General features: G+C 72.5%; 24 protein-coding genes. 12 read left to right on the top strand and 12 right to left on the bottom strand.

Features of this window, described 5'->3' with window-relative positions:
- Positions 1–14 precede the first annotated feature (14 nt).
- From rfbB to H1A17_RS01585, 6 genes are read left to right on the top strand one after another with little or no spacing between them, the layout of a single operon-like run.
- Complete coding sequence (gene rfbB / locus H1A17_RS01610) at positions 15–1016, top strand: dTDP-glucose 4,6-dehydratase (protein WP_145920202.1); 1002 nt, start codon at positions 15–17, stop codon at positions 1014–1016.
- Positions 1013–1900, top strand: a complete 888-nt coding sequence (gene rfbD / locus H1A17_RS01605; RefSeq protein ID WP_194820839.1) for a dTDP-4-dehydrorhamnose reductase — start codon at positions 1013–1015, stop codon at positions 1898–1900. The genes rfbB and rfbD overlap by 4 nt, the downstream gene beginning before the upstream one ends.
- Entirely contained in the window at positions 1897–2304 is a 408-nt protein-coding gene (locus tag H1A17_RS01600) for a DUF2304 domain-containing protein (RefSeq protein WP_145920204.1), read from the top strand. Before rfbD ends, H1A17_RS01600 begins: the two co-directional genes overlap by 4 nt.
- Positions 2297–2998, top strand: a complete 702-nt coding sequence (locus H1A17_RS01595; protein WP_145920205.1) for a glycosyltransferase family 2 protein — start codon at positions 2297–2299, stop codon at positions 2996–2998. Before H1A17_RS01600 ends, H1A17_RS01595 begins: the two co-directional genes overlap by 8 nt.
- A complete protein-coding gene (locus H1A17_RS01590; RefSeq protein ID WP_228542702.1) occupies positions 2998–4308 on the top strand; it encodes a lipopolysaccharide biosynthesis protein in 1311 nt (436 codons plus the stop codon). Before H1A17_RS01595 ends, H1A17_RS01590 begins: the two co-directional genes overlap by 1 nt.
- Complete coding sequence (locus H1A17_RS01585; RefSeq protein ID WP_145920207.1) at positions 4309–5337, top strand: glycosyltransferase family 2 protein; 1029 nt, start codon at positions 4309–4311, stop codon at positions 5335–5337.
- A gap of 58 nt (positions 5338–5395) precedes the next feature.
- Here the strand turns inward: H1A17_RS01585 and prcA are convergent, their stop codons facing one another.
- The 7 genes from prcA to arc form a co-directional block, all read right to left on the bottom strand.
- Entirely contained in the window at positions 5396–6229 is an 834-nt protein-coding gene (gene prcA, locus H1A17_RS01580) for a proteasome subunit alpha (RefSeq protein ID WP_145920208.1), read from the bottom strand.
- Positions 6230–6291: 62 nt separating this feature from the next.
- Positions 6292–7131 (bottom strand): proteasome subunit beta, encoded by an 840-nt coding sequence (prcB, locus tag H1A17_RS01575; RefSeq protein ID WP_194820837.1) that lies wholly within the window; start codon positions 7129–7131, stop codon positions 6292–6294.
- On the bottom strand, positions 7050–7736 hold the full coding sequence (locus H1A17_RS01570) for an endonuclease VII domain-containing protein (protein WP_145920210.1): 687 nt from the start codon (positions 7734–7736) through the stop codon (positions 7050–7052). Before H1A17_RS01570 ends, prcB begins: the two co-directional genes overlap by 82 nt.
- A 21-nt stretch (positions 7737–7757) precedes the next feature.
- A complete protein-coding gene (locus H1A17_RS01565; RefSeq protein WP_091239691.1) occupies positions 7758–7970 on the bottom strand; it encodes a ubiquitin-like protein Pup in 213 nt (70 codons plus the stop codon).
- A 108-nt stretch (positions 7971–8078) separates the two neighbouring features.
- On the bottom strand, positions 8079–9596 hold the full coding sequence (dop, locus tag H1A17_RS01560) for a depupylase/deamidase Dop (RefSeq protein ID WP_375372779.1): 1518 nt from the start codon (positions 9594–9596) through the stop codon (positions 8079–8081).
- 58 nt (positions 9597–9654) lie between these two features.
- On the bottom strand, positions 9655–11670 hold the full coding sequence (locus H1A17_RS01555; RefSeq protein ID WP_194820836.1) for a hypothetical protein: 2016 nt from the start codon (positions 11668–11670) through the stop codon (positions 9655–9657).
- A 205-nt stretch (positions 11671–11875) separates the two neighbouring features.
- Positions 11876–13657: a proteasome ATPase gene (arc, locus tag H1A17_RS01550; RefSeq protein WP_088646667.1), complete on the bottom strand. Its 1782-nt coding sequence runs from the start codon at positions 13655–13657 to the stop codon at positions 11876–11878.
- A gap of 177 nt (positions 13658–13834) precedes the next feature.
- Here arc and H1A17_RS01545 point away from each other — a divergent pair, with 177 nt between their 5' ends.
- Positions 13835–14131, top strand: coding sequence for a ferredoxin (locus H1A17_RS01545; RefSeq protein ID WP_145920214.1), 297 nt, complete (start codon positions 13835–13837; stop codon positions 14129–14131).
- A gap of 51 nt (positions 14132–14182) precedes the next feature.
- On the opposite strand, the gene H1A17_RS01540 is transcribed toward H1A17_RS01545, so the two are convergent.
- The 3 genes from H1A17_RS01540 to H1A17_RS01530 all read right to left on the bottom strand — a co-directional run bounded on the left by H1A17_RS01540 (position 14183) and on the right by H1A17_RS01530 (position 16944).
- On the bottom strand, positions 14183–14755 hold the full coding sequence (locus H1A17_RS01540; RefSeq protein WP_088646669.1) for a hypothetical protein: 573 nt from the start codon (positions 14753–14755) through the stop codon (positions 14183–14185).
- 81 nt (positions 14756–14836) lie between these two features.
- Positions 14837–15778 (bottom strand): tRNA (adenine-N1)-methyltransferase, encoded by a 942-nt coding sequence (locus tag H1A17_RS01535; RefSeq protein WP_194820846.1) that lies wholly within the window; start codon positions 15776–15778, stop codon positions 14837–14839.
- A gap of 74 nt (positions 15779–15852) precedes the next feature.
- Positions 15853–16944 (bottom strand): site-2 protease family protein, encoded by a 1092-nt coding sequence (locus tag H1A17_RS01530; protein WP_370517087.1) that lies wholly within the window; start codon positions 16942–16944, stop codon positions 15853–15855.
- Positions 16945–17083: 139 nt separating this feature from the next.
- Between H1A17_RS01530 and H1A17_RS01525 the strand changes: the two genes are divergently transcribed.
- The 5 genes from H1A17_RS01525 to H1A17_RS01505 all read left to right on the top strand — a co-directional run bounded on the left by H1A17_RS01525 (position 17084) and on the right by H1A17_RS01505 (position 23716).
- Positions 17084–17995 (top strand): PD-(D/E)XK nuclease family protein, encoded by a 912-nt coding sequence (locus tag H1A17_RS01525; RefSeq protein ID WP_145920216.1) that lies wholly within the window; start codon positions 17084–17086, stop codon positions 17993–17995.
- A 101-nt stretch (positions 17996–18096) separates the two neighbouring features.
- Complete coding sequence (locus H1A17_RS01520) at positions 18097–19290, top strand: sensor histidine kinase (RefSeq protein WP_145920217.1); 1194 nt, start codon at positions 18097–18099, stop codon at positions 19288–19290.
- A 20-nt stretch (positions 19291–19310) separates the two neighbouring features.
- Positions 19311–20042 carry a response regulator transcription factor gene (locus H1A17_RS01515; protein WP_228542728.1) on the top strand — a complete coding sequence of 244 codons (732 nt, stop codon included), beginning with the start codon at positions 19311–19313 and terminating at the stop codon, positions 20040–20042.
- 354 nt (positions 20043–20396) lie between these two features.
- Positions 20397–21164: an ABC transporter ATP-binding protein gene (locus tag H1A17_RS01510; protein ID WP_145920218.1), complete on the top strand. Its 768-nt coding sequence runs from the start codon at positions 20397–20399 to the stop codon at positions 21162–21164.
- The gene (locus H1A17_RS01505) at positions 21164–23716 is read left to right on the top strand and encodes an ABC transporter permease (protein ID WP_194820835.1); all 2553 of its coding nucleotides are present in this window, start codon (positions 21164–21166) and stop codon (positions 23714–23716) included. Before H1A17_RS01510 ends, H1A17_RS01505 begins: the two co-directional genes overlap by 1 nt.
- A 73-nt stretch (positions 23717–23789) precedes the next feature.
- On the opposite strand, the gene H1A17_RS01500 is transcribed toward H1A17_RS01505, so the two are convergent.
- Both H1A17_RS01500 and H1A17_RS01495 read right to left on the bottom strand, forming a co-directional pair.
- Positions 23790–24437, bottom strand: coding sequence for an HAD family phosphatase (locus tag H1A17_RS01500; RefSeq protein ID WP_145920220.1), 648 nt, complete (start codon positions 24435–24437; stop codon positions 23790–23792).
- A 119-nt stretch (positions 24438–24556) separates the two neighbouring features.
- Positions 24557–25324, bottom strand: coding sequence for a neutral zinc metallopeptidase (locus H1A17_RS01495; RefSeq protein ID WP_309236663.1), 768 nt, complete (start codon positions 25322–25324; stop codon positions 24557–24559).
- Positions 25325–25358 lie beyond the last annotated feature (34 nt).

Below are 25358 nucleotides of genomic sequence, written 5' to 3'. Positions count from 1 at the left end.
ACACTTCCGTCCCCGTGAGGATTCTCGTCACCGGCGGAGCCGGATTCATCGGGTCGGAGTACGTACGGATGCTGCTGGGCGTGCCCGGCGGCGACGCGTCCGGGGTGCCCGCCGTCGAGCCTGCCACGGTGACCGTGCTGGACAAGCTGACCTACTCCGGCAACCTGGACAACCTCGCCCCGGTGCGCGAGGACCCCCGGCTGCGGTTCGTCCGGGGCGACATCTGCGACCCGGCGACGGTCGACGAGGTCGTCGCCGGCCAGGACGTGATCGTGCACTTCGCCGCCGAGTCGCACGTCGACCGCTCGATCGCCGGCGCCGCGCCGTTCGTCACCACCAACGTGCTGGGCACCCAGACCCTGCTGGACGCGGCGCTGCGGCACGGCACCGGCCGGTTCGTGCACGTCTCCACCGACGAGGTGTACGGCTCGATCGACGAGGGGTCCTGGACGGAGACCTGGCCGTTGGCCCCGAACTCGCCGTACTCGGCCTCCAAGGCCGGCTCGGACCTGCTGGCGCTGGCCTACCACCGGACCCACGGGATGGACGTGGTGGTGACCCGCTGCTCCAACAACTACGGGCCGTACCAGTATCCGGAGAAGGTCGTCCCGCTGTTCGTCACCAACCTGCTCGACGGGGGCACGGTGCCGCTCTACGGCGACGGCGGCAACGTGCGGGACTGGCTGCACGTGCACGACCACTGCCGGGGCATCGCGATGGTGGCGCACGCCGGCCGCTCCGGCGAGGTCTACCACATCGGTGGTGGCACGGAGCTGAGCAACAAGGAGCTGACCGGGCGGCTGTTGGAGGCGTGCGACGCCGGTTGGGACCGGGTCGTCCCGGTCACCGACCGCAAGGGCCACGACCGCCGCTACTCGCTGGACATCAGCAAGATCAACACCGAGCTGGGGTACGCCCCGAGCATCGACCTCGACGAGGGCCTGGCCCGGACCGTCGCCTGGTACCGGGACAACCGGGCCTGGTGGGAGCCGCTGAAGACGGCGTCGGGCGCATGACCCGGATCCTCGTCACCGGCGCGGGCGGCATGCTCGGCCGGGACCTGTGCGACGTGCTGTCCACCCGGGGCGACCTCAAGGTGACCGCCACCACCCGCGCCGACCTCGACCTCACCGACGCCGACGCGGTCCGGGCCGCCGTCGCCGGGCAGGACGTGGTGCTCAACGCCGCCGGGTGGACCGACGTTGACGGCGCGGAACGCGACGAGGCGGCGGCGACCGCGATCAACGGCGACGCGGTGGCCCACCTCGCCCGCGCCTGCGCCCACACCGGCGCGCGCCTGGTGCACGTCTCCACCGACTACGTCTTCGCCGGCGACGCGGACACCCCGTACGCCGAGGACGCCCCCACCGACCCGATCAACGCGTACGGCCGCAGCAAGCTCGCCGGGGAGCGGGCCATGGTCCGATTCCTCCCCGAAACCGGCTACGTGGTACGGACCGCCTGGCTCTACGGGGCGCACGGGCGCAACTTCGTCACCACCATGATCGGCCTGGCCGCCACCCGGGACCACCTCGACGTGGTCGACGACCAGCAGGGCCAACCCACCTGGTCGTACGCGCTGGCCCGGCACCTGGTGGCGCTCGCCGACGCGGCCCTGGCCGGCCGTGCCCCCGCCGGGATCTACCACGGCACCTGCACCGGCCGGACCACCTGGTACGGACTGGCCCGCGCCGCCTTCGCGCTGGCCGGCCTCGACCCGGACCGGGTCCGACCCACCACCAGCGACCGGTTTCCCCGTCCGGCCGCCCGACCCGCGTACAGTGTGCTAGGGCACGACCGGTGGGCCGAGGCCGGCCTGCCCCCGCTGCCGGACTGGCGCGACACGCTGTCCGACGCCTTCGCCTCCCCGACTGCACCCGCCCCGTGGAAGGTCGCATGAAGCTCACCCTCGTCACCGGTCTGACCGGCCTGATCCTGCTCGCCACCATCGTCGAGCTGCTGCGCCGCCGCCAGCTCCGCGAGAAGTACGGCATGCTCTGGCTCGGCGTGCTGGTCATCGTCATCCCGTTGTCGCTGTTCCCCCGCCTGCTGGACAACGTGGCCGGCTTCTTCGGCGTGGTCTCCGGCGTCAGCCTCGTGCTCTTCCTCGGCATCGTCTTCCTGCTGCTGGTCTGCGTGCACCTGAGCTGGGAGGTCAGCGCGCTGGAGGAGGAGACCCGCACCCTGGCGGAGGACTTCGCCCTGCTCCGCGCGCAGATCGACGCGGAACGCGCCGCCCGCCTCGCCGACGGCGCGCAGGTCACCGCAGCCACCCGAGACGAACTGGTGTCCCACGATGGTTAACGGCAAGCGCGTCCTGATCATCATCCCGGCGCTCAACGAGTCCGGGTCGATCGCCGACGTGGTCGGCGAGGTCCGGGGCGAACTGCCCGGTGTCGACGTGCTCGTGGTCGACGACGGCTCCACCGACCGGACCGCCGCCGTGGCCGCCGCCGCCGGTGCCCGGGTGGCGAAGCTGCCGTACAACCTCGGGGTGGGCGGGGCGATGCGGCTCGGCTACCGGTACGCCCGGGACAACGACTACGACGTGGCGATCCAGATCGACGCCGACGGCCAGCACGACCCCCGCTACGTGCCCAAGCTGGTCGACCTGCTCGACGACAACGACCTGGTCATCGGTGCCCGGTTCGCCGGTGAGGGCGACTACTCCGTACGCGGTCCCCGACGCTGGGCGATGGTCATGCTGTCCGGGGTGCTCTCCCGGGTCGCGAAGACCCGGCTGACCGACACCACGTCCGGGTTCCGGGCCGCCAACCGGCGGGTCATCGAGATGTTCGCCGGCTGGTACCCGGCCGAGTACCTCGGCGACACGGTGGAGACCCTGGTGCACACCGCCCGACGCGGCTACCGCATCCGTCAGGTGCCGGTGGCGATGCGCAAGCGGATGGCGGGCACGCCCAGCCACTCCCCCGCCAAGGCGATGATCTACCTGGGCCGGGCCTTCGCGGTGCTCACGCTGGCGCTCATCCGCCGGTGATGCGGCGGCTGCTCCACCTCGTCCCGCCCGGCACCCTCGCCGTCGGAGGCGGGCTCGCCCTGCTCGGGCTCGCCTCCTACGTGCACCTCGCGGTGGCCGGGCACGCCCTCGACCTCGCCGACTACTCCTCGCTGTCGGTGCTCTGGTCGATCGTGTTCACCCTCGGCATCGGCGTGTTCATCCCCGTCGAGCAGGAGGTGGCCCGGGTCGTCGCCGCCCGCCGCAGCCAGGGGCTGCCCCCGGGACCGGTGCTGGCCCGGGGGGCGGTCGTCGCCGCCGTCGTGCTGGCGCTGCTGGTCGTGGTCACCCTGGCCGGCTACCGGGCGCTCACCGACCGGCTCTTCGCCGGTGACGGCAGGATGGTCGCCGTGCTGATCGGCGCGCTGGTCGCGATGGCCGTCGCGTACACCACCCGGGGCGTGCTGTCCGGCCTGCAACTCTTCCCCTGGTACGGCACCCAACTCGGCGTCGACGGCGGGCTGCGGATCGCGCTGGTCGCCGGGCTCGGCGTCGGCGGCGTCACCGACCCGGTCTGGTACGGCGTGGTGCTGGTCGTCGCCCCGCTGCTGTCGGTACTGGTGACCCTTCCGCCGGTGCTGCGGGCCGTCGGCGGGGGCGTCCCCGTGGCCTGGGGCACCCTGCTGCGCGGCCTCGGCCTGCTCACCGTCTCCAGCCTGCTCTCCCAGGTCGTGGTCAACGTCGGCGTGATCAACGCCCGGCTGATCGACCCGGCCGACGTGGCCACCGCCGGTGCGCTGCTCTCCGCCCTGGTACTGGTCCGCATCCCGCTGTTCGTCTTCGGCTCGATGCAGGCGTCGCTGCTGCCCGGCCTGGCCACCACCGCCACCACCGGCGACGTGGCCGGCTTCCACGGCCTGCTGCGCCGGGCGCTCGGCGTGGTCACCGCCCTCGGCGTCGCCGGGGCGATCGGCGCGGTGGCGCTCGGCCCGTGGCTGGTGCACCGGCTCTTCGACGCCCCCGGAGTGCTCGGCCACGGCGACTTCGCCTGGCTGGCCGTCGGCACCCTCGCCTACCTGTGGGCGATGGTGCTCGGGCAGGCGCTGCTCGCCCTCGACCGGCACCGCGCCCAGGCGGTCTCCTGGACGATCGGGGTGGCCGCCCTGCTCGCCGTCACGGTCGTCCCGGCCCCGGTGGCGCTCCGCGTCGAGTTGGCCTACGCCGTCGGTTCCGTCGTGGTGGCCGCCACCATGGCCGTCCTGCTGCTGCGCCGGGGCGCCCGGCCGGCCACCCCCACCCCCACCCGGCCGCTCGACGACGTGGTGGCCACCGGCGTCTCCGGAGGTCTGTAGATGTCCCGCCCCCAGGTGTCCGCGGTGATGCTCGCCTACGGTGCCGAGCCCTACCTGGTCGACGCCGCCCGCGCCGTGCTGGCCAGCGTCGACGTCGAGATCGAGCTGATCGTGGTCGACAACGGCTGCACCGGTGACGGCATCGACGTGGTCAAGGGCTTCGCCGGGGTGCGGGTGGTCCGCCCGGAGGAGAACACCGGCTACTCCGGCGGCTGCCGGGTCGGTGCCGCCGAGGCCACCGGCGAGTGGCTGGCCTTCGTCAACTCCGACGCCGTCGTCGCCCCCGACGCGCTGGCCCGCACGGTGGCGGTGGCCGGCGAGCCGGGCGTGGGCGCGGTGATGGCCTCGATCCGGCTCGCCGAGAACCCTGACCTGATCAACACGTCCGGCAACCCGCTGCACTACATCGGGCTGTCCTGGGCCGGTGGCAACGGCCAACCGGCCAGCGCCCACGCCCGACGGACCACCGTGCCGTCGATCAGCGGCTGCTGCTTCGTGATCAACCGGGCGCTGTGGCGGGAGCTGGACGGCTTCGCCGCCGAGTACTTCGCCTACCACGAGGACACCGAGATCAGCCTGCGGCTGTGGCAGCGCGGGCTACGCCAGGAGTACGTCCCGGACGCCGTGGTGGTGCACCACTACGAGTTCTCCCGCAACAAGCTCAAGCACTACCTGCTGGAACGCAACCGCCTGATCTCGCTGCTCACCGCGTACGAGACGCGGACGCTGGTGGTGCTGGCCCCGATGCTGCTGCTCACCGAGGCGGCGATGCTGGTGGCCGCGCTGCTCGGCGGCTGGAGCCGGGAGAAGACGCGCGGCTGGGGTTGGCTGTGGACCAACCGGGCCTGGGTGCGGGCCCGGCGTCGGCAGCTCCAGCAGGAGCGGACGGTCCCCGACGGGATCATCGCCGAGCTGATGACGGCCAAGGTCGACCCGTCGAACGTCGAGTCGCCGCCCGGGATGGGCATCTTCAACGTCATCGCCGCCGGCTACTGGGCCCTGGCCCGGCCGCTGCTGCGCAAGGCATGACCGCAGGAACACCGCAGGGGCCGGGGTGCGTCACCCCGGCCCCTGCCCACGTCTTCGGTCAGGCTTCCGGCTTCTCCTGCGGCTGACCCTCCAGGTCGGCCGAGCCGGCCGAGGTGGTGGGCTTGTGCGCCTCCTCGGTCGGCACCGTCGGGGTCTTGGCCCGGCCGTCGGCCGGCGCGGCGTCACCGGCCGCGTCGCCCTCCAGCAGCGCGGTCAGCGCCGCCCCGGTGATCCGCCGGAAGGTACGCCCCACCCGGCTGCGGTCCAGGACCGCCACCTCCAGCTGGTTGGGGGCGATCGTGCGGGCCGCGCCACCCTCGCCACCGACGCTGCTCAGCGCCTTCATCGCCACCCTGACCGCCTCGCTGAGCGACAGGTCGGGGCGGTGCTCGGACTTGAGCACGCCGGTGATCGCCTCGGCCTGACCGCCCATCGCCATCCGGCCCGGCTCGTCGTTGACCGAGCCGTCGTAGGTGAGCCGGTACAGCTCGTCCTCCTCGGCCGTGGCACCGACCTGCGCGACGCAGATCTCCACCTCGAACGGCTTGGACTGCTCGGTGAAGATCGCGCCGAGGGTCTGCGCGAACGCGTTGGCCAACGCCCGGCCGGTCACGTCGCGCCGGTCGTAGCTCAGGCCGTTGAGGTCGGCCATCCGCACCCCGGCGCGGCGCAGGTTCTCGAACTCGTTGTACCGGCCGACGGCGGCGAAGCCGATCCGGTCGTAGATCTCACTGACCTTGTGCAGGGCGCTGGAGAGGTTCTCCGCGACGAAGAGCACCCCGCCGGTGTAACTCAGGACCACCGCGCTGCGACCCCGGGCGATGCCCTTGCGGGCCAGCTCGGAGCGGTCGCGCATGATCTGCTCGGGCGAGGCGTAGAACTGCATGGCCACGGCGGCGGTTCTCCTTCTGGCGCTGTGCTGACGACTGCTGGCTGGTGGGGGTGGGGACGGCGTCAGCCGCCCGGGTTCTCCATCCGCCCGGCGACGACGGCCTCGGCGATGGTGGCCGTCTCGGCCTCGGTGAGCCGGTGGGTGCCCTCGGCGGTCGCCGTCATCACCACCGGGTAGATCCGCCGGGTCAGGTCCGGTCCACCGGTGGCCGTGTCGTCGTCGGCGGCGTCGTAGAGCGCCTCGACGGCGAGCCGGGTCGCGTCGTCGATGGAGATGCCGGCCCGGTAGCGCTTCTTCAACGCCGACTTGGCGAACAGCGAACCGGAGCCGATCGCGTCGTAGCCGGTCTCCTCGTAGGGGCCGCCGGTGACGTCGAAGCTGAAGATCCGCCCCGCCCGGGCCGGGTCCCGGGCGGCCAGGTCGAAGCCGGCGAAGAGCGGGACGACCGCGAGCCCCTGCATGGCGGCGCCGAGGTTGCCCCGGATCATCGCGGCGAGCCGGTTGGCCTTGCCGTCGAGGGAGAGCATCGCGCCCTCGATCTTCTCGTAGTGTTCCAGCTCCACCTGGAACAGGCGCATCAGCTCGATGCCGATGCCCGCCGTGCCGGCGATGCCGACCAGCGAGTACGCGTCGGCGGGGTGCACCTTCTCGATGTCGCGCTGCGCGATCAGGTTGCCCATGGTGGCCCGGCGGTCGCCGGCCAGCACCACGCCCCCGGTGGCCGAGATGGCCACGATGGTGGTGGCGTGGGGTGCCAGGTCGGCGGCCATGCCCGGCGGCAGCGGCCGTCGGCCGGGCAGCATCTCGGGGGCCACCCTGCTCAGGAACGAGGTGAAGGAGGACGTCCCCGCGTTGGTGAACACATCTGGTAGACGCCCGGATGGATCAAAGCCCGCTGCCACGTGGTTCCTCTCAGGTACGTGATCGCCCTGGCCAGCCTCGTGGGACTGTCACGGAACTGGCCAAGACCACCGTTGCAGTTGAAGCAGAGTATCCCGCGCACCCATCCGGTGCGGTGATCGTGGTCCACATGTTGAGGATCTTCCGCGCCACAGACGGCGCAAACCCCGCCCTGCTCGGCGAGCAGCTCCCGAAACTCCTTCTCGCCGATCCCGTAGCGGCGACGCAGGTGGTACTCCCGACTGCCGCCGTAGAGCCGCTGCCTGACTTCCTTGGTGCGGCTGTTGTGGCACGGCTTGCAGTACGTGGCATAGCCCGTACTGTCGGCCCGGTTGCGGGGGAAGTCGACCACGGGCTTGACGGTTCCACAGTCGGCGCAGAAGCGATGACCTTCCGGAACTTCCCGAGTCGGCCTCACCTCTCGACGATGCTTCTCCTTGACCCGTTTGGCGTAACTGGCCTTCGAACGGTTGTTGAAGCAAGGTTTGCAGTAGCTGCCACGACCGCTGGGACGCTTGCTGCTCACACAGAACTCGGCGAGCGGCTTCCATTCCCCGCAGTCGCGGCAACGACGACGGCCGTCCTGATCATCCAGGGGGAGCGGCATGTCCGTTTCGACCCAGTTTGTTCACTGACCTCCTTTTTGCACGTAACCCCTCACAAATTCCTCGGCGTTCTCCTCCAGGACCGAGTCGATCTCGTCGAGGAGGTCGTCGACGTCCTCGGTGATCTCGGCGTGCCGCTCGGCGACCTCCGGGTTGGCCTCGGTGGTGACGTCGTCGATCTCCTCGGCCTGGTGCGACTTGCCCGACTGCGTCTGGCCGCCCTCTTGTGAAGCCATCTCGCTGCCTCCTCCACGATCGTCTGCGATGAACTTACCTCGCGGAGACGACGAAAAGCCCGCCGCGCGCCGGCATCCGACGCACGACGGGCCGCCGTCACCGGTCGGTCAGCCGCCGGTCAGGGTCTCCAGCAGGTCCTTGGCGGTGTCGCACCTGTCGAACAGCGCGCCCACGTGCTTGCGGGTGCCCCGCTCCGGTTCCATCATCGGCACCCGGACCAGCGACTCCCGGCCCACGTCGAAGATCACCGAATCCCAGCTCGCCGCGACCACCTCGGAGGCGTACTGGGCCAGGCAGCGGCCCCGGAAGTAGGCCCGGGTGTCCTCCGGCGGCTCGGTCATCGCCCGGCGGGTCTGCGCGTCGTCCAGCATGGTCTTCATCGAGCCCCGGGTCACCAGCCGGTGGTAGAGGCCCTTCTCCGGCCGGACGTCGGAGTACTGGAGGTCGACCAGTTGGAGCTTGTGCGAACCCCAGCCCAGCTTCTCCCGCTCCCGGTAGCCCTCCAGCAGCCGCAGCTTGGCCACCCAGTCCAACTCGTCGGCGCAGAGGAACACGTCACGGCCCAGCCGGTCCAGCACCCGCTCCCAGCGCTCCAGCACGTCCAGGGTCTGCTCGTCGGCGTCCGCGCCGTACCGCTCGTCCACGAAGGAGCGGGCCCGCTCGTAGTAGGCCCACTGGAGGTCCAGGGCGGTCAGTCGACGGCCGTCGCGCAGCCGCATCCGGTGGGTCAGGGACGGGTCGTGGCTGACCGCACGCAGCTCGGCGACCGGGTCGGCGATGCCCAGGTCGGCACCGAGCGCCTTCTCCTCGATCATGGTGAGGATCAACGCGGTGGTGCCCACCTTGAGGTAGGTGGAGATCTCCGACAGGTTGGCGTCGCCGATGATGACGTGCAACCGGCGGTACTTGTCGGCGTCGGCGTGCGGCTCGTCGCGGGTGTTGATGATCGGCCGCTTGAGGGTGGTCTCCAGCCCCACCTCGACCTCGAAGAAGTCCGCCCGCTGGGAGATCTGGAAGCCGCTCTGCCCGCCGTCCTGCCCGATGCCGACCCGACCCGCGCCGCAGACGATCTGGCGGGTCACGAAGAACGGCGTCAGGTACGCCACGATGTCGGCGAACGGGGTCTGCCGCCGCATCAGGTAGTTCTCGTGGGCGCCGTAGCTGGCGCCCTTGTTGTCGGTGTTGTTCTTGTAGAGGTGGATCGGCTGGGTGCCGGGGATGGTGGCCGCCCGCCGGGCCGCTTCGGCCATCACCCGCTCCCCCGCCTTGTCCCACCGCACCACGTCGAGGGGGTTGGTCACCTCGGGGGTGGAGTACTCCGGGTGGGCGTGGTCGACGTAGAGCCGGGCGCCGTTGGTGAGTATCACGTTGGCCAGGCCGAGATCCTCGTCGGCGAGCGCCTCCGCCGGGTCGTAGGCGGCCCCGGAGTAGGTGAACCCCCGGGCGTCGCGCAGCGGCGACTCCTCCTCGTAGTCCCAGCGGGCCCGGCCGCCCCGGTTGAGTTCCGGGCGCGCACCGTACGCGTTGACCACCTGCGACGAGGTGACCATCGGGTTGGCTCCGGCCTGGCCGGGCACGGAGATTCCGTACTCGACCTCGGTGCCCATGATCCTTCTGACGCTCATCGACCTACCCGCTCCGCTCGCCTCACCCGGTCCGCCGTCACGTCGAGCGTAGTCCGCCTCACCGGGGAAGGGGGCATGCCGCCTCGGCCGGGTCGGGTGTCGCGGTCTCCGGCGTCGGCGGGGGCGGCTCCTCGGAGGGGGCCACGTCGCACTCGGGGACGGTCAGCGGCACCCAGCTCAACCGGTGCCGCAGGGCGGGTTCGTCGCGCAGCATCCGGTGCACCCGCCGCTCCCCCTTGGGATCGGAGGTGATGAACCGGACCGGGCCGGCCACCCGGCGGACGATGATGTCGGTGCGGTCCGGTTCGAGGAACGGCAGGCTGTAGATGCCCGGGTCGGTGGCGGCGGTGGTGCCGTGCAGCGCCGACAGGCACAGGGAGATGAGATAGGACCGTACCGGCCCCCGGTCGATGACCAGGGTGGTGGTGCCCGGGACCTCCGGGTAGCGCTGCTGGGCGTCGGCGCACACCCAGGCCACCCGGGACGGCAGGGTGAGGTCCTGGTGGACCCACCGCTGCGCCCAGGTCTGCTCGTCGACCACCAGCAGGCTGCGGTGCCAGCCGGTCACCCCGCACAGCGCCACCGCGACCGTCATGGTGAGCGCGGCGGCGAGCACCCCGGCGGTGGCGCTGCCGGCCCCGCGCCAGCTCAGGGCGGGCCGGGGCACCGGCAGCAGTCGGACCACCGCGGCGGTGCCGACGACGAGCAGGGCGGTGGCCAGGTGGGTGCCCTTGACGAAGTAGTAGCCCGGCGGCACCCCGGCGTTGGTGTTGATCTGCGCGATGGTCAGCGGCAGGGCCACCCCGACCACGCAGACCAGCAGCCAGCGTCGCCAGGCCGGATCGGCGCGGGCGACCTGCACGAGCAGGGCCACCCCGACGATGCCGCCGAGCCAGATCAGCGCCCGCCAGCCCTCGACGGCCTGGGACGAGCCGATGACCAGCGCCTCGGTCTGCCCGGCCCGCAGCACGCCGAGCAGCGGGGCGATCAGGGCCAGCGCGGCCCCGGCCAGGCCGACCGTCAGCACGGTGAACCAGCGGCGCAGCGCCTCCCGCCAGTGGGTGAGCACCCAGCACAGGACCAGGACGGCGGCGGCCGGCAGGAACAGGTAGTAGGTGAACCCGACGGCGGCGAGCAGGGCGCACAGCAGCACGACCTGTTCCCGGGTGCCGGGCACGGGCCGGGCGACCAGGGTGGCGATCAGGACGGTCAGCGTCAGGCCGAGCACCTCGGTGGGGTAGCCGGCGTTGAGCAGGCGGGGCAGTTGGGTGCCGAGCACCAGCGCGCCGACGACCACGGTGAGCACCGTGCGGTGCAGCAGGTGGATCGGGCCGGCCAGCCGTTGGGCCGCCCAGATCAGCACGAGGGTGAACAGTCCGAAGCCGGCGACGGTCCAGCCGAAGTAGTGGGCGACGAGGTCGTCGACGCGCGGCCCGGTGGGGGTCAGGAAGCCGTCGAGTAGGGCGGTGACCAGGTGCCAGCCCTGCGGGTAGTAGATGAGCTGGGCGGTGATCTGCTCCCGGGCGGCGGCCGGGTCGACGAAGGTGTAGCCGTCGAGGCGGCCCATGGCGTCGAACAGCGCCAGGTGCCGCCAGTTGTCCTCGCCCGTGCCGAGGACGGTGAGCCGGTCGGCGAGGTCGGTGGCGCGCTGCCAGGGTTGCCGCAGGTAGACCACCATGGCGGCGGCGCCCGCCAGCGGGAACAGGTCGGCCCAGCCGGGTCGGGGCAGCCGGGGCCGGCGGCGCAGCGCGGCGGCGGCGAGGACCAGCGCGGTGAGGGCGATCCCGGTGAGCGGCACCGGCCGCATTCCCCAGGGCCAGACCGGGAAGACCAGGCCGGCGATCGCGGTCAGGCCGAGCAGCAGGCCCAGGGCGAGCATCAGCCGGTCGAGCAGGGTACGGCCACCGCGCAGCAGGCTGGCCGTGGCGACCAGGACGATCGGCGGGAGCAGCCACTCCCGGTGCAGGGCGTGCCCGGCGAGGGGCACGGCCCAGGCGGCGACGAGGGCGGCCAGCAGGAGGGGTATCCACCGCCAGCCACGGCCCCTCGGGGGCGTCGGGACGGTGGGGGGCATGCGATCCACTGCCGGGGACAGCGGCGGATCGGCGACGGACAGCTCGGGCGGCACGCGGTTCCTCGGAGTCGACTAGCGGTGGGGGAAGTCTAGCGACGAGTCCGGCATTCCACCCGCCCGACGCGGGGTGGCGCGGTTAACAGTGGGTGACGCCGACGGAGCGGGCCCGCGACGCGTCGCGTCGCGGGCCCGTCCGGTCAGCCGGTCAGAGGTACTGGCCGGTGTTGCTCGCGGTTTCGATGGAACGGCCGGCCTCGGTGCCCTTGCCGCCGGAGACGAGCGTACGGATGTAGACGATCCGCTCGCCCTTCTTGCCGGAGATCCGGGCCCAGTCGTCCGGGTTGGTGGTGTTGGGGAGGTCCTCGTTCTCCCGGAACTCGTCGACGCAGGCGTCGAGCAGGTGCTGCAACCGCAGCCCCTTGCGGCCGGAGGTGAGGAACTCCTTGATCGCCATCTTCTTGCCCCGGTCGACGATGTTCTGGATCATCGCGCCGGAGTTGAAGTCCTTGAAGTACAGGACCTCCTTGTCACCGTTGGCGTAGGTGACCTCGAGGAAGCGGTTCTCCTCGGTCTCCGAGTACATCCGCAGGACGACCGCGTCGATCATGGCCGCGACGGTGGCCTGCGGCTCACCGCCGTGCTCGGCCAGGTCGTCGGCGTGCAGCGGCAGCCCGGCGAGGATGTACTTGGAGAAGATGTCCTTGGCCGCCTCGGCGTCCGGACGCTCGATCTTGATCTTCACGTCGAGCCGGCCGGGGCGCAGGATGGCCGGGTCGATCATGTCCTCCCGGTTGGAGGCACCGATCACGATCACGTTCTCCAGGCCCTCGACGCCGTCGATCTCACTCAACAGCTGCGGGACGATGGTGTTCTCCACGTCGGAGGAGACACCGGAGCCACGGGTCCGGAAGATCGAGTCCATCTCGTCGAAGAACACGATGACCGGGGTGCCCTCCCCGGCCTTCTCCCGGGCCCGCTGGAAGATCAGCCGGATATGCCGCTCGGTCTCGCCGACGTACTTGTTGAGCAGCTCCGGGCCCTTGATGTTGAGGAAGAAGCTGGTGTGCCGGTCCTTGCCCAGCCGCTCGGCGATCTTCTTGGCCAGCGAGTTGGCCACCGCCTTGGCGATGAGCGTCTTGCCGCAGCCCGGCGGACCGTAGAGCAGGATGCCCTTCGGCGGCCGGAGCTGGTGCTCCCGGAACAGGTCGGCGTGCAGGAAGGGCAGCTCCACCGCATCGCGGATCTGCTCGATCTGCGACTGGAGGCCGCCGATGTCGGTGTAGTCGACGTCGGGCACCTCCTCCAGCACCAACTCCTCGACCTCGCTCTTCGGGATCCGCTCGTAGGCGTACGCCGAGCGGGGCTCGATCATGAGCGAGTCGCCGGCCCTGATCGCGGTGCCGATCAGGGTGTCGGCCAGGTGGACGATGCGCTCCTCGTCGGAGTGCGAGACCACCAGCGCCCGGTCACCCGGAGCGCCCTCGGGACCCGCGAGGATCTCCTTGAGCATCACCACCTCACCGACCCGCTCGTAGCCGAACGCGTCGACGATGTTGAGCGCGTCGTTGAGCAGGACCTCCTGGCCGCGCCGCAACTCCTCGGCGTCCAGTGAGGGTGAGACGGCTACCCGGAGCTTGCGTCCGCCGGTGAAGATGTCCACCGTGCCGTCGTCGTGTCGCGCGAGGAAGACGCCGTAGCCGGACGGCGGCTGTGCCAGCCGGTCGATCTCCTCCTTGAGCGTCACGATCTGCGCGCGAGCCTCCTTGAGGGTGCTCACGAGCCGGTCGTTGTTCTCGGTGAGCCGCGCCAACTGTGCCTGGGTGGCCGCCAGCCGCTCTTCGAGCTGCCGGACGTGTCGGGGGCTTTCGGTCAACTTGCGCCGCACCAGAGCGAGTTCCTCCTGAAGGAACGCGACCTGCGTGGAGAGATCGTGGGCCTCCTTCTCCCACCGTGCGGCGCGCGAGTCCGCGTCGTCACTGCGTGCCACGTCCCACCTCCCCGGGGGGCTTGAACGTTCTGCCCTAACACTAGCCGCTATGAGGCCGATTCGGTCCCACGCAACGCCCTCGTCACCGAACCTTGATCGCCACGGGACGCCTGAGGGGCAGGTCCGGCCGTTCGGGTACCGTCGGGGAGTGGGACGGGAGAACATGGGGGGTGCCGGGTGACCGACGTCGCTACCGACCAGTTGCAGGTCTGGGTGGACCAGGATCTCTGCACGGGTGACGGGCTCTGCGTGCAGTACGCGCCGGAGGTCTTCGAGTTCGACGTCGACGGCCTGGCGTACGTCAAGGGCGTCGACGGTGAGCTGCGGCTCGCCCCCGGCAGCCGGGTCGACGTGCCGGAACACCTGCGGCTGGAGGTGATCGACTCCGCCAGGGAGTGCCCGGGTGAGTGCATCCACGTGGTGCGCGGCAGCGACGGCGTCGAGGTCGCCGGCCCCGAGGCCGAGGACGACTGACCGCCCCCGGGCCGGGGTCGCCCCGACGTCGCCCACGGCCCGGTCGCGGTGCTACAGCAGCGGGCGGCCGACCACCGAGGCGACCAGCCGGGCGAACTCCTCCAGCCGGGCGATCTGGCCGGCCCCGCCGTCGTCGAGCGTCTTGCCGAAGCGCAGCGCGTCGTGCCGGGGCGCGCCGACCATCTCGTCGCCGGGCGGGGCCTCGTCCAGCGAGGTGAGCAGCAGGTAGACGTCGATGCTGTCCACCCGGACCTCGCCGTTCTCGGCCCGGGTGAGCCGCCGCCGGCAGCCCACCTCGGTGACCGTGGAGACCGGCACCACCCGCAGCGACGACGTCATCGACCCGGGCGGGCCCTCCCCCGGCGGCACGTCCTCGCCGTGCCAGAGCACCAGCCGGCTGCCGTCGCAGACGACGACCTCCTGCCACACCCCGTTGACCTCGTTGACGAACCGTTCCAGGGTGAAGCCGAGCACCGAGGCGCCGCGCAGCACCCCGCCGAGCGCCTCCAGGGCGATGTCCGGGTCGCGCAGGTAGGCCCGCGCCGCCGACTCCAGGTCCTGGTACGGCGACCAGTCGGGGAACACGGCCGGCAGCTCACCACCGCCGAAGCCCGGCCGACTCATGCGCACTCCCTGCGGTCACACCGTCGGCCCGCACCGGCCGTCGGGTTCTGCCCGTTCACGCCCAGCTGCTCCGATCCGCCGTCACGGCCGGTCCTCCCCGTCGGCGCGGGCCCCCGACGCGGCGGCGGTGGCCTGCGCCGCCGCCTCCCGGGCCGCCGCCTCCCGCAGCGCCTGCTTGCGTTCCGCGTACGCCTCGGCGCCCTTGCTGGGCTTGCGGCGGCGCGGCGGCGCGGTGACGCCCGGTGCGAGCTTACGCGCGGAGACCAGGAACGCGGTGTGCGCGATCATCCGGTGGTCGGGGCGGACGGCGAGCCCCTCGGCGTGCCAGTCGCGCACCAGCGACTCCCAGGCCCGCGGCTCGGTCCAGCCGCCCCGCTCGCGCAGCGCCTCGACCAGCTCGGACAGCTGCGGGGTGGTCGCCACGTAGCCGATGAACACGCCGCCGGGCAGCAGCGCCCGCTCGACCATGTCGAGGGTCTCCCACGGGGTGAGCATGTCCAGGATGATCCGGTCGAAACCGGTCTCCGGGCAGTCCGCGACATCGCCGACGTGCAGCCGCCAGGCCGGGTGCGGCGCGCCGAAGAACGCCTCCACGTTGCGCCGGGCGATCTGGGCGAAGTCGTCGCGCACCTCGTAGGAGTGCAGCTCACCGCCGGTGCCGACGGCGCGCAGCAGGGAGCAGCTCAGCGCTCCCGAGCCGGCACCGGCCTCCAGCACCTTCGCGCCGGGGAAGATGTCGCCCATGGCGACGATCTGCGCCGAGTCCTTCGGATAGATCACCTGGGCGCCGCGCGGCATGGACAGCACGTAGTCCGACAGCAGCGGACGCAGCGCCAGGAACGCCGTCCCGCCGCCGGCGGTGCTGACCACGCTGCCGTCGGGCTGCCCGATCAGCGCGTCGTGCGCCAGGATGCCCCGGTGGGTGTGGAACTCCTTGCCGGGCTCCAGGGTGACGGTGTGCATCCTCCCCTTCGGGTCGGTCAGCTGCACCCGGTCACCGGGGCGGAACGGACCCCGGTGCACCGGGGGGAGTTCCGCGACGGCGGTGGACGTCGGTGTGCCGTTGGGGGCCGGGAGGGCGGGGGGATGTGCTGCGGTCACCTGTTCATCTTCCGTGTGGGTTCGAGGACCTGGGCGAGATCCGCGATGTGCAGAACGCCGACCACATCTTCGCCTGACGTCACCACGTAGCGCGCGCCCGGGTGGGCCTGGACGGCCGCCATCAGCCGCTCGCCGTCGAGACCGAGCGGCACCGCCGGCAGCGCGGCCAGCGGCCGGGCCACCGCGTCCACCCCCAGCCAGGGCCGACGCTCCACCGGTACGGCGTCCGCCGCGGCCGGGTCGACCAGGGCGACCGGCCGGCCCGCGCCGTCGACGACCAGCACGGCGGACCCGGGTGGGCCCTGCTCGGCGTGCCGGCGCTGCGCCTCGGCCAGCGGCGTGCCGGTGGGTACGGCGACGACCGGGCGGGCCAGCCGGGCCAGGTCGAGCAGCGGTACCCGGCGGCTGATCCGGGCGTACCGGATCGACTGACCGGCGCCGCGCCAGAGGGTGACCGCGACCAGCAGCATCAGCGGCAGCGCCAGCGGCACCAGCACCCGCTCGACGGTGAGCAGCACGACCAGCCCGGCGGTGCCCACCGCGACGGCCCGGCCGACCCAGCCGGCGACCTCGGTGGCCCGGTGCCGGTCGCGGGTGACACGCCACAGCACGGCGCGCAGCGCCCGGCCGCCGTCCAGGGGCAGGCCGGGGAGCACGTTGAACACGGCGACGATGACGTTGCTCAACGCCAGTTGCAGCGCGAGCTGGTGGGCCAGGGTGTGGTCGGGGGTGGCCAGGGTGGCGGCCACGGCGAGCCCGCCGAGCAGCGCCGAGACGGCCGGGCCGGCCAGCGAGACCAGCAGCTCCACCCGGGGGGTGGGGGCGTCCCGGTCCATCTCGGTGTAGCCGCCGAGCAGTTCCAGGGTGATCCCGCGCACACCGATGCCGTGGTACCGGGCGGTCAGCGCGTGCCCCAGCTCGTGCAGCAGGACCGAGCCGAGCAGCGACACCACGAAGCCGAGGCCGATCAGGTAGCCGCCGAGCGGGGACAGGCCGAGCCGGTCCCGGGCGAACTCGGCGTAGGTGACGGTCACCAGCAGGGTGAGCAGCAGCATCGACACGTTGAGGTGCAGCGGCACCCCGAACACCCGGCCGACGGTCAGGCCGCTGCGGGGCCGACGCGGCGGGCGGGGACGGGACTCCACCGCCCCGATGCTACGCGCCGACCCGATCATGCCCGGTGCGGCGAGCACGGCCCTGTCACACCGGTGTCCTAACCTTCGGGGCATGACGGCGGAACCGGTGATCGACCAGCAGCATCCTCCGGCGGCGCTGCCCGCCACGGTCCGGGCCTCGCTGTCGCCGTCGCGGGCGGCCGACTTCAAGACCTGTCCGTTGCTCTACCGGTTCCGCAGCATCGACCGGCTGCCCGAGCGGCCCAGCGTCGAGCAGGCCCGGGGCACCCTGGTGCACGCGGTGCTGGAGCGGTTGTTCGACCTGCCGGCGGGCGGGCGCACCCCGGAGGCCGCCGGTGACCTGGTCGGCCCGCAGTGGGACCGGCTGGTCACCGAGCAGCCCGAGCTGGCCGGCCTGTTCGACCCGGGCGACGAGCCGGGCACCGCCGAGTTCCTCCGGTCGGCGGCGGCCCTGCTGGAGGGCTACTTCGCGGTGGAGGACCCCCGGCGGCTGGAGCCCGCCGAGCGGGAGAGCCTGATCTCCGCGGTGGTCGACGACGAGCTGCTCATCCGGGGTTACCTCGACCGGCTCGACGTGGCCCCCGACGGGGCGCTGCGGGTGGTCGACTACAAGACCGGCGGCGCGCCCCGGGAGGCGTTCGAGGCGCGGGCGTTGTTCCAGTTGAAGTTCTACGCGCTGGTGCTGTGGCGCACCCGGGGTGTGGTGCCCCGGGTGTTGCGCCTGCTCTACCTCAAGGACGCCGAGGTCTGCGACTACTCCCCCGACGCCGACGAGCTGCTGCGGTTCGAGCGCACGGTGGTGGCGCTCTGGCAGGCCATCGAGCAGGCCACCGCGCGGCAGGATTTCCGGCCCCGGCCGAGCCGGCTCTGCGACTGGTGCAACCACCAGGCGCACTGCCCGGCCTTCGGCGGCACCCCGCCGCCGTTCCCGCAGCGGGCCGGGGCGGCCGACCCGTTGCGCGACGCCCGGTCCCGACCGGCCACCCCGGGGGCCGACGAGTAGCGCCGGCACCCGCAGGGCGGAGGCCGGGTCCTCCGTGAGGAGGAGACGAGGTTCACCGTCGGCGACGACCGGACGCCCCGGCGGGCGGCTAGCGTCGCGGTATGACCGAGGGACCCGAGCGGTGGTGGGTACGCCGGCCGCTGGCCGGGGACGCCCTGTTCGCCGGCGCGCTGGTGCTGGTCGAGGTCGCCTTCGTCCTGCTCACCCCGCGCGAGTTCTGGCCCCGGCAGTTGTCGTCCGCGCTGGCCTGGAGCGTGCTGTGCGCGACGCCGGTGGCGTTGCGCCGGGCCGCGCCGTGGCCGGCGGTGGTGGCGGCGCTGGCCACCCTGGTGGTGCCGGCGGTGCTCGGGCACGCCCCGACCACGCAGAGCCTGACGTTCCTGGTGCTGACGTACACGATGGCGGTGCACCGGGCGGTGCTGCCGGCGGTGGCCGCCACGGTGCTGCTCTGGGTGCCGGTGGCCGCCCTCAACGTGTTCACCCCGCTGGACACCGGGCTCGACGTCGGCCCGGCGTACCTGGTGCTCAACAACCTGCTCACCGCCCTGCTCGCCTATGCGGTGGGGCGGGCGGTGCGGGCCCGGCGCACCTCGCTGCGGGCGCTGCGGGAGCGGGCCCGGGCGGCCGAGGACAACCAGCGGGCGCTGGCCGAGCAGGCGGTGGCCGACGAACGGCGACGGATCGCCCGGGAGCTGCACGACGTGGTCGCCCACCACGTCAGCGTGATGGGGGTGCTGGCCACCGGGGCCCGGCGGGTGCTGCACCGCGACCTGGCCGCCGCCGACGAGGCGATCGCCACCATCGAGGACACCAGCCGGGTCACGCTGCGGGAGATGCGCCGGCTGCTGGACGTGCTGCGCACCGACGCGGAGCCCGCCGCCGACCTCACCCCGCAGCCCGGCCTGGCCGGCATCACCGCGCTGGTGGAGCAGGTACGTGAGGCGGGGCTGCCGGTCACCCTGGAGGTCACGGAGCCGGTGCCGACGGTCGACGAGGGGGTGTCGCTGACGGTGTACCGGATCGCCCAGGAGGCGTTGACCAACGCGCTCAAGCACGCCGGGACGGCCACCGCGACCGTCCGGCTGGGCGTCGACGGCGGCGGCCTGACCGTGGAGATCACCGACACGGGGCGGGGGCCGGAGCCGGGGCCCGACCGGATCGGGCACGGTCTGGTCGGGATGCGGGAACGGGTGGCGCTCTACGGTGGAACCCTGCGGATCGGGCCTCGGCCCGGCGGCGGCTTCCGGGTGTACGCGAGAATTCCGGTGGAACCGGCCGGGACGGTCCCGGCGTGACGGGGGAACGGGGACAGCAGATGGGCCAGACGTACGGCAGCCCTGCGTCGTCCGCGCCGGACGGGCGGGCCGCCGGGCAGCCGCCGGGGCGGCCGGTGCGGATCCTGCTCGCCGACGACCAGCCGTTGCTGCGCACCGGGTTCCGGATGGTGCTGGGCACCGAGGACGACCTGGACATCGTCGCCGAGGCCGGGGACGGTCAGGAGGCGGTGGAGTTGTCCCGGCGGCTGCTGCCCGACGTGGTGCTGATGGACATCCGGATGCCCCGGATGGACGGGGTGGCCGCGACCCGGGCGATCGTCGAGGCCCGGTTGCCGGTGCGGGTGCTCATCCTCACCACCTTCGACCTCGACGAGTACGTGGTGGGGGCGTTGCGGGCCGGGGCGAGCGGTTTCCTGGCCAAAGACGTGCCGGCCGACGACCTGGTCACCGCCATCCGAACGGTGGCCGCCGGGGAGGCGGTGGTGGCGCCGCGCATCCTCAAGCGGCTGCTGGACCGGTTCGCCACCGTGCTGCCCGACCCGGCGGCGAGCCCACCGAAGGCGTTGGGCACGTTGACCGAGCGGGAACGGGAGGTGCTCGTCCAGGTGGCCCGGGGGTTGTCCAACGCGGAGATCGCCGCCGCGCTGTCGGTCAGCGAGACGACGATCAAGACGCACGTCGGGCACGTGCTGACCAAGCTGCGGCTGCGCGACCGGGTGCAGGCGGTGGTGCTGGCGTACGAGTCGGGGCTGGTCCGCCCCAAGGCGTAGCCGGGCGGCGTCGGATGCCCCTGGGGGCGTACCCAGGGTGAGGCCGGTGGGGGGACGGCGGCGTTGCCGCGCTCACCTACCGTGACGAAAGACGGCGTGGCGCGGTTGACCGTGACGTGGCGTCAGATCCTGACGTCGATGCCGGGGTCCCGCCGCAGGGTGGGGAGGCGCGACCCGTCGCCGGCTCAGGGACAACCCTGAGCCGTTCTCCGGGCCGACCCGCAGCGGGAAATCCGCGCCGGGTCAGTCCGTGGTCGGACGGATCCGCGCCGACCGGCACCGAGGATGGGATCGACCCCACCGACCAGCGGGGGCGGTGGGGGCACACACAGCCAGACGGAAGAGGTAGATGACGTGAGCGCGACGGTAGGCCGGCATGCGCAGGCCGCGGCCCGGGCGAACGACGTGTGGAAGGTGTACGGCACCGGCGAGGCGCAGGTCGCCGCGCTGCGGGGGGTCAGCGCCGAGTTCGAGCGGGGCAGGTTCACCGCGATCATGGGCCCGTCGGGCTCGGGCAAGTCGACGCTGATGCACTGCCTGGCCGGGTTGGACTCGGTGAGCAAGGGCACGGTGCAGATCGGCGACACCACGGTGACCGGACTGGGTGACTCGGGTCTGACGAAGCTGCGCCGGGACAAGGTGGGCTTCATCTTCCAGCAGTTCAACCTGCTGCCCACGCTCACCGCCCAGGAGAACATCCTGCTGCCGATGTCGATCGCCGGCCGCAAGCCCGACCCGGCCTGGTACGACACGGTGATCGACACCGTCGGCCTGCGGGACCGGCTGGGGCACCGGCCCGCGCAGCTCTCCGGCGGCCAGCAGCAGCGGGTCGCCTGCGCGCGGGCGCTGGTCGCCCGACCCGAGGTGATCTTCGCCGACGAGCCGACCGGGAACCTGGACTCCCGTTCCGGCGCGGAGGTGCTCAACTTCCTGCGCAACTCGGTACGCGAGCACGGGCAGACCATCGTGATGGTCACCCACGACCCGACGGCCGCCGCGTACGCCGACCGGGTGGTCTTCCTGGCCGACGGGCAGATCGTCTCGGAGCTGATCGAGCCGACGGCCGACACGGTGCTGGACACCATGAAGAAGCTGGACACCCCGGTCGAGGTGGCCGGCTGATGTTACGGGCCACCCTCAAGAGTCTGCTGGCGCGCAAGGTGCGCCTGCTGCTGTCCGGCCTGGCCGTGGTGCTGGGCGTCATGTTCGTCTCGGGGGCGTTCGTGCTCACCGACACGCTGGGCCGCTCGTTCGACGCGGTCTTCGCCGACGCGTACGAGGGCATCGACGTCAACGTCGCCGGCAAGCCCAAGGTGGCGCTCAGCGAGATGCAGGGCGAGCAGGTGCCGACCACGGTGCCGGCGGCGACGGTGCAGCGGATCGCCGGGGTGCCCGGGGTGGCCGAGGCCACCGGCGTGGTCGCCACCGACGGGGCCCAACTGATCGGCAGCAACGGCAAGGTGGTCACCTCGTTCGGGCCGCCGCAGCTCGGGTCGAACTGGCAGGGCGAGAGCGACCTGGTGAAACTGCGGGAGGGCCGGGAGCCCCGGGCGGACGACGAGATCGTCGTCAACGCGGCGCTGGCGCAGGCGGGCAAGGTGAAGGTCGGCGACCGGGTCGGGGTGCTGACCCCGCTGTCGCCGAAGGAGACCTTCACCCTGGTCGGGGTCTTCGGGTACAGCGGTGACCGGGACTCGATCGGCGGGGTCAACGAGATCGCCTTCACCACGCCTGTCGCGCAGCGGCTGCTGCTGGGCGAGCGGGACGTCTTCACCAACGTCACGGTCCGGGCGGCGGCCGGGGTCGGCGACGCCACGTTGCGCGACGACGTGGCCCGGACGCTCGGCGGCGACTTCGAGGTCAAGACCGGCGCGCAGTTGTCGGCGGACGCCTCGGCGAGCCTGAAGGAGGGGCTGTCCTTCTTCAACAAGATCCTGCTCGGGTTCGCCGCCGTCGCGCTGCTGGTGGGCACGTTCCTCATCCTCAACACCTTCTCGATCATCGTGGCGCAGCGGACCCGGGAGCTGGCGTTGATGCGGGCGATCGGGGCCAGCGGCCGGCAGATCATCGGTTCGGTGGTGCTGGAGGCGGTGGCGATCGGCCTGATCGCCTCGGTGCTGGGGCTGGGCGCCGGCATCGGCATCGGCGCGCTGCTGGCGTACGTCTTCGGCAACCTGGCGGGTGGGTTGACGCTGGCCGGGATCGGTGTCCCGGCGTCGGCGGTGGTCGGCTCGTTCGCGGTCGGCCTGCTGATCACGGTGGTGGCGGCGCTGCTGCCGGCGCTGCGGGCCGCGCGCATCCCGCCGATCGCGGCGATGCAGGACGTGGCCAACCCGGACCGGCCGTTGACCCGGGTCACCGTGACCGGCGGGGTGATCACCGGGATCGGCGCGGTGCTGTTGTTCCTCGGGCTCAGCGGCAACGCCGGGGACAACACGCTGGCGGTCATCCTGGGCGGGGTGCTGTTCGCCTTCATCGGGGTGGCGCTGCTGACCCCGCTGATCAGCCGTCCGGTGGTGTCCCTGCTGGGGGCGATCTTCGCCTGGTCGGTGCCGGGCAAGCTGGGTCGGTTGAACTCCGGCCGTAACCCGCGCCGGACGGCGATCACGGCGGCCGCGCTGATGGTCGGCATCGCCCTGGTGACCGGGGTGACGGTGATCCTGGACTCGGCGAAGGGCAGCATCGGCGCGCTGGCCCAGGACACCATCAAGGCCGAGCTGGTGATCTCGGGGGCGTCGACCGGTCCGCGTCCGGCGAGCTTCGACCCGGCGGTGCTGACGAAGGTGGCGGCGCTGCCCGGTGTGCAGCTGGCCGACGGCGAGTACGGCGACATGGGCATGGTCGACGGGAAGGTCACCTGGCTGGCCGCGTCCAGCGACGTGACCGCGTTGCAGCGGATCTTCGGGGCCAGGACGACCGCCGGTGACATCAGCCGGCTCGGCCCGGACCAGATGCTGTTCAGCTCGGACGCCGCCAGGTCGCGCAACGTGTCGGTCGGCTCGACGGTGACCGTGCAGGCCTCCCGGGGCGAGCCGCGCACCTACACGGTCAGCGGCATCTACGAGAGTTCCGAGCTGACCAGCCCGGTGCAGTTGCCGCCGCAGGCGGTGAAGGACTTCGCCATCCCGAAGCCCAACCAGGGGTTCATCCAGCTCGCCCCGGGCACCCGGGTGGCGGACGTGCAGCCGCAGGTGGAGGCGCTGCTGGCGGACAGCCCGGAGGTGTCGGTGGCCGACCGGGACGCGTTCATCGAGCAGCAGACCGGGTCGCTGGACAGCCTGCTCACGATGATCCAGATCCTGTTGGCGCTGGCGATCGTGATCGCGGTGCTCGGCATCGTCAACACGCTGGCCCTGTCGGTGCTGGAGCGCACCCGCGAACTGGGCCTGCTGCGGGCGATCGGGCTGCGCCGGGCGCAGACCATGCGGATGATCACCGTGGAGGCGGTGGTGATCTCGGTCTTCGGGGCGCTGCTCGGGATCGTGGTGGGCGTCGGTCTCGGTGCCGCGGTGGTCCGGGCGCTCAAGGACGACGGCATCACCGACCTGATCCTGCCGTGGGGCCAGATGGGGTTGTTCCTGCTGCTGGCGGCCGTCATCGGCGTGGTCGCGGCGGTGCTCCCGGCGGTGCGGGCGGCCCGGATCAACGTGCTGGGCGCGATCGCGCACGACTGATCCCGTCCGCCGCGAAGGGGGTTCCGCCGGCCGGCGGGACCCCCTTCGTCGTGGCCGTGCGGGTCCGGGCGGCTCAGGCGGGTGGCTCGCCGAGCAGCGCCGCCAGCAGCTCCAGGTCCGCGCCGGTCAGGCTCTCCACCTGGTGTACGCCGTCGGTCGGCGGCACCGGCACCTCCGCCGGCACGGCCAGCACCGCCGCACCGGCGGCGAGCGCGCTGGCCACCCCGGTCGGCGAGTCCTCGATCGCCACGCAGCGGCCGATCGGCACGTCGAGCAGCCGGGCGGCGGTCAGGTACGGCTCGGGGTGCGGTTTGGCCGAGTCGACCTCGTCGCCGCAGACCACGGCGTCGAAGCTGTCCCGGCCGAGGGTGTCCAGGGCCACCTCGACCAGCGGCCGGCCGCTGGAGGTGACCAGCGCGGTGGGGATGCCGGCGGCGCGGACCGCCCGCAGCAGGGTCAACGCGCCCGGCCGCCAGCGCAGCCCGGTGCGGAACAGCTCCAGGATCCGCGCGTTGATCCATTCGGCGCTGGCCTGCGGGTCCCGCTCGGGTTGGCCGAGGTCGTCGTGGAGGATGCGCATCGACGCGGCCATCGCGGTGCCGATCATCGCCCGCCGGGCCGGACCGGTGAGCGTCCCCCCGTAGACGGCCGCCAACTCGTGCAGGGCGACGTCCCACAGCTTCTCGCTGTCGACCAGGGTGCCGTCCATGTCGAAGAGCACGGCGGCGGGGTGTGGGCTGCTCAGCGGAATCCTCCTGGCGCTCGCGGGTGGTCTCCGGGCGATCCTGCCAGGCGGACCCGGGGCGTCCGTCGCCGTACCGGCCGGACGTGACCTGCTCCTCAGCGCAGGTTGCAGGCGTCCAGGGACCGCTCGTAGCCGCGGAAGAACCAGTCGGTGCGCTGTTCGGCGGTGCCGTGCGAGCCCTCGGCGAACCACGGCTGGTCGGGGTCGTCGCCGACGGCGAGCAGCCCCTCCCGGAACTCGTCGAGGTCACCGGCGTCGAGCTTCAGGGTGCCGTCGCGGACGGAGTCGCCGAGGTACGCCCCGGCCATGCAGTCGGCCTGCAACTCCTGCTGGATGGTGAAGTCGGCGCGCAGGCCGAGGCGGACCTGGATGCCGTGGGCGTACTCGTGGCCCAGCAGGTAGAACACGAACGCGTCACCGACCTGCCGGAACGCCGACACCGACCAGTTGACGTCGTAGGCGATGAAGTCGCCCCGGGAGCAGTAGACGGCGTTGTTGCGCGGCAGCGCCTGCCCGGCGCAGGAGACCTCGCCCTCGCGCTGGTAGGGCACGATCCGGCTGATCGGGCGGAACTGCTGGCCGGAGGCCCGGAACTGGGCGGCCCAGTAGCGTTCGGCGATGGTGACGGCGTCGGCGATGTCGCTCTTGAACTCGGCCACGCTGGTCGTGCCGTCGGCGCGGGTGGTCTCCGCCTCGGGGGAGGCGGGGGCCGCCGGGCGCGTCGACTGCCGGGGGGCCGGTTCCCGGGGTTCCTGCGGGCCGCTCTCCCCCACCCCGCCGTCCGCGCAGCCGACCGCCACCACCAGCGCCGTCAACGCGGCGAGCAGTGGTCCGTGCGAGCGGCGTCGCGAGCCTGCCGTCACCGTGTGCCTCCCAGGCGTGCCGGTCCTGCGGCCG

It is taken from the genome of Micromonospora sp. S-DT3-3-22, assembly GCF_015354745.1.
Classification (GTDB): domain Bacteria; phylum Actinomycetota; class Actinomycetes; order Mycobacteriales; family Micromonosporaceae; genus Micromonospora; species Micromonospora wenchangensis.
Note: the sequence above shows the minus strand (reverse complement) of the source record. Positions and strands in the feature narration are given on the sequence as shown.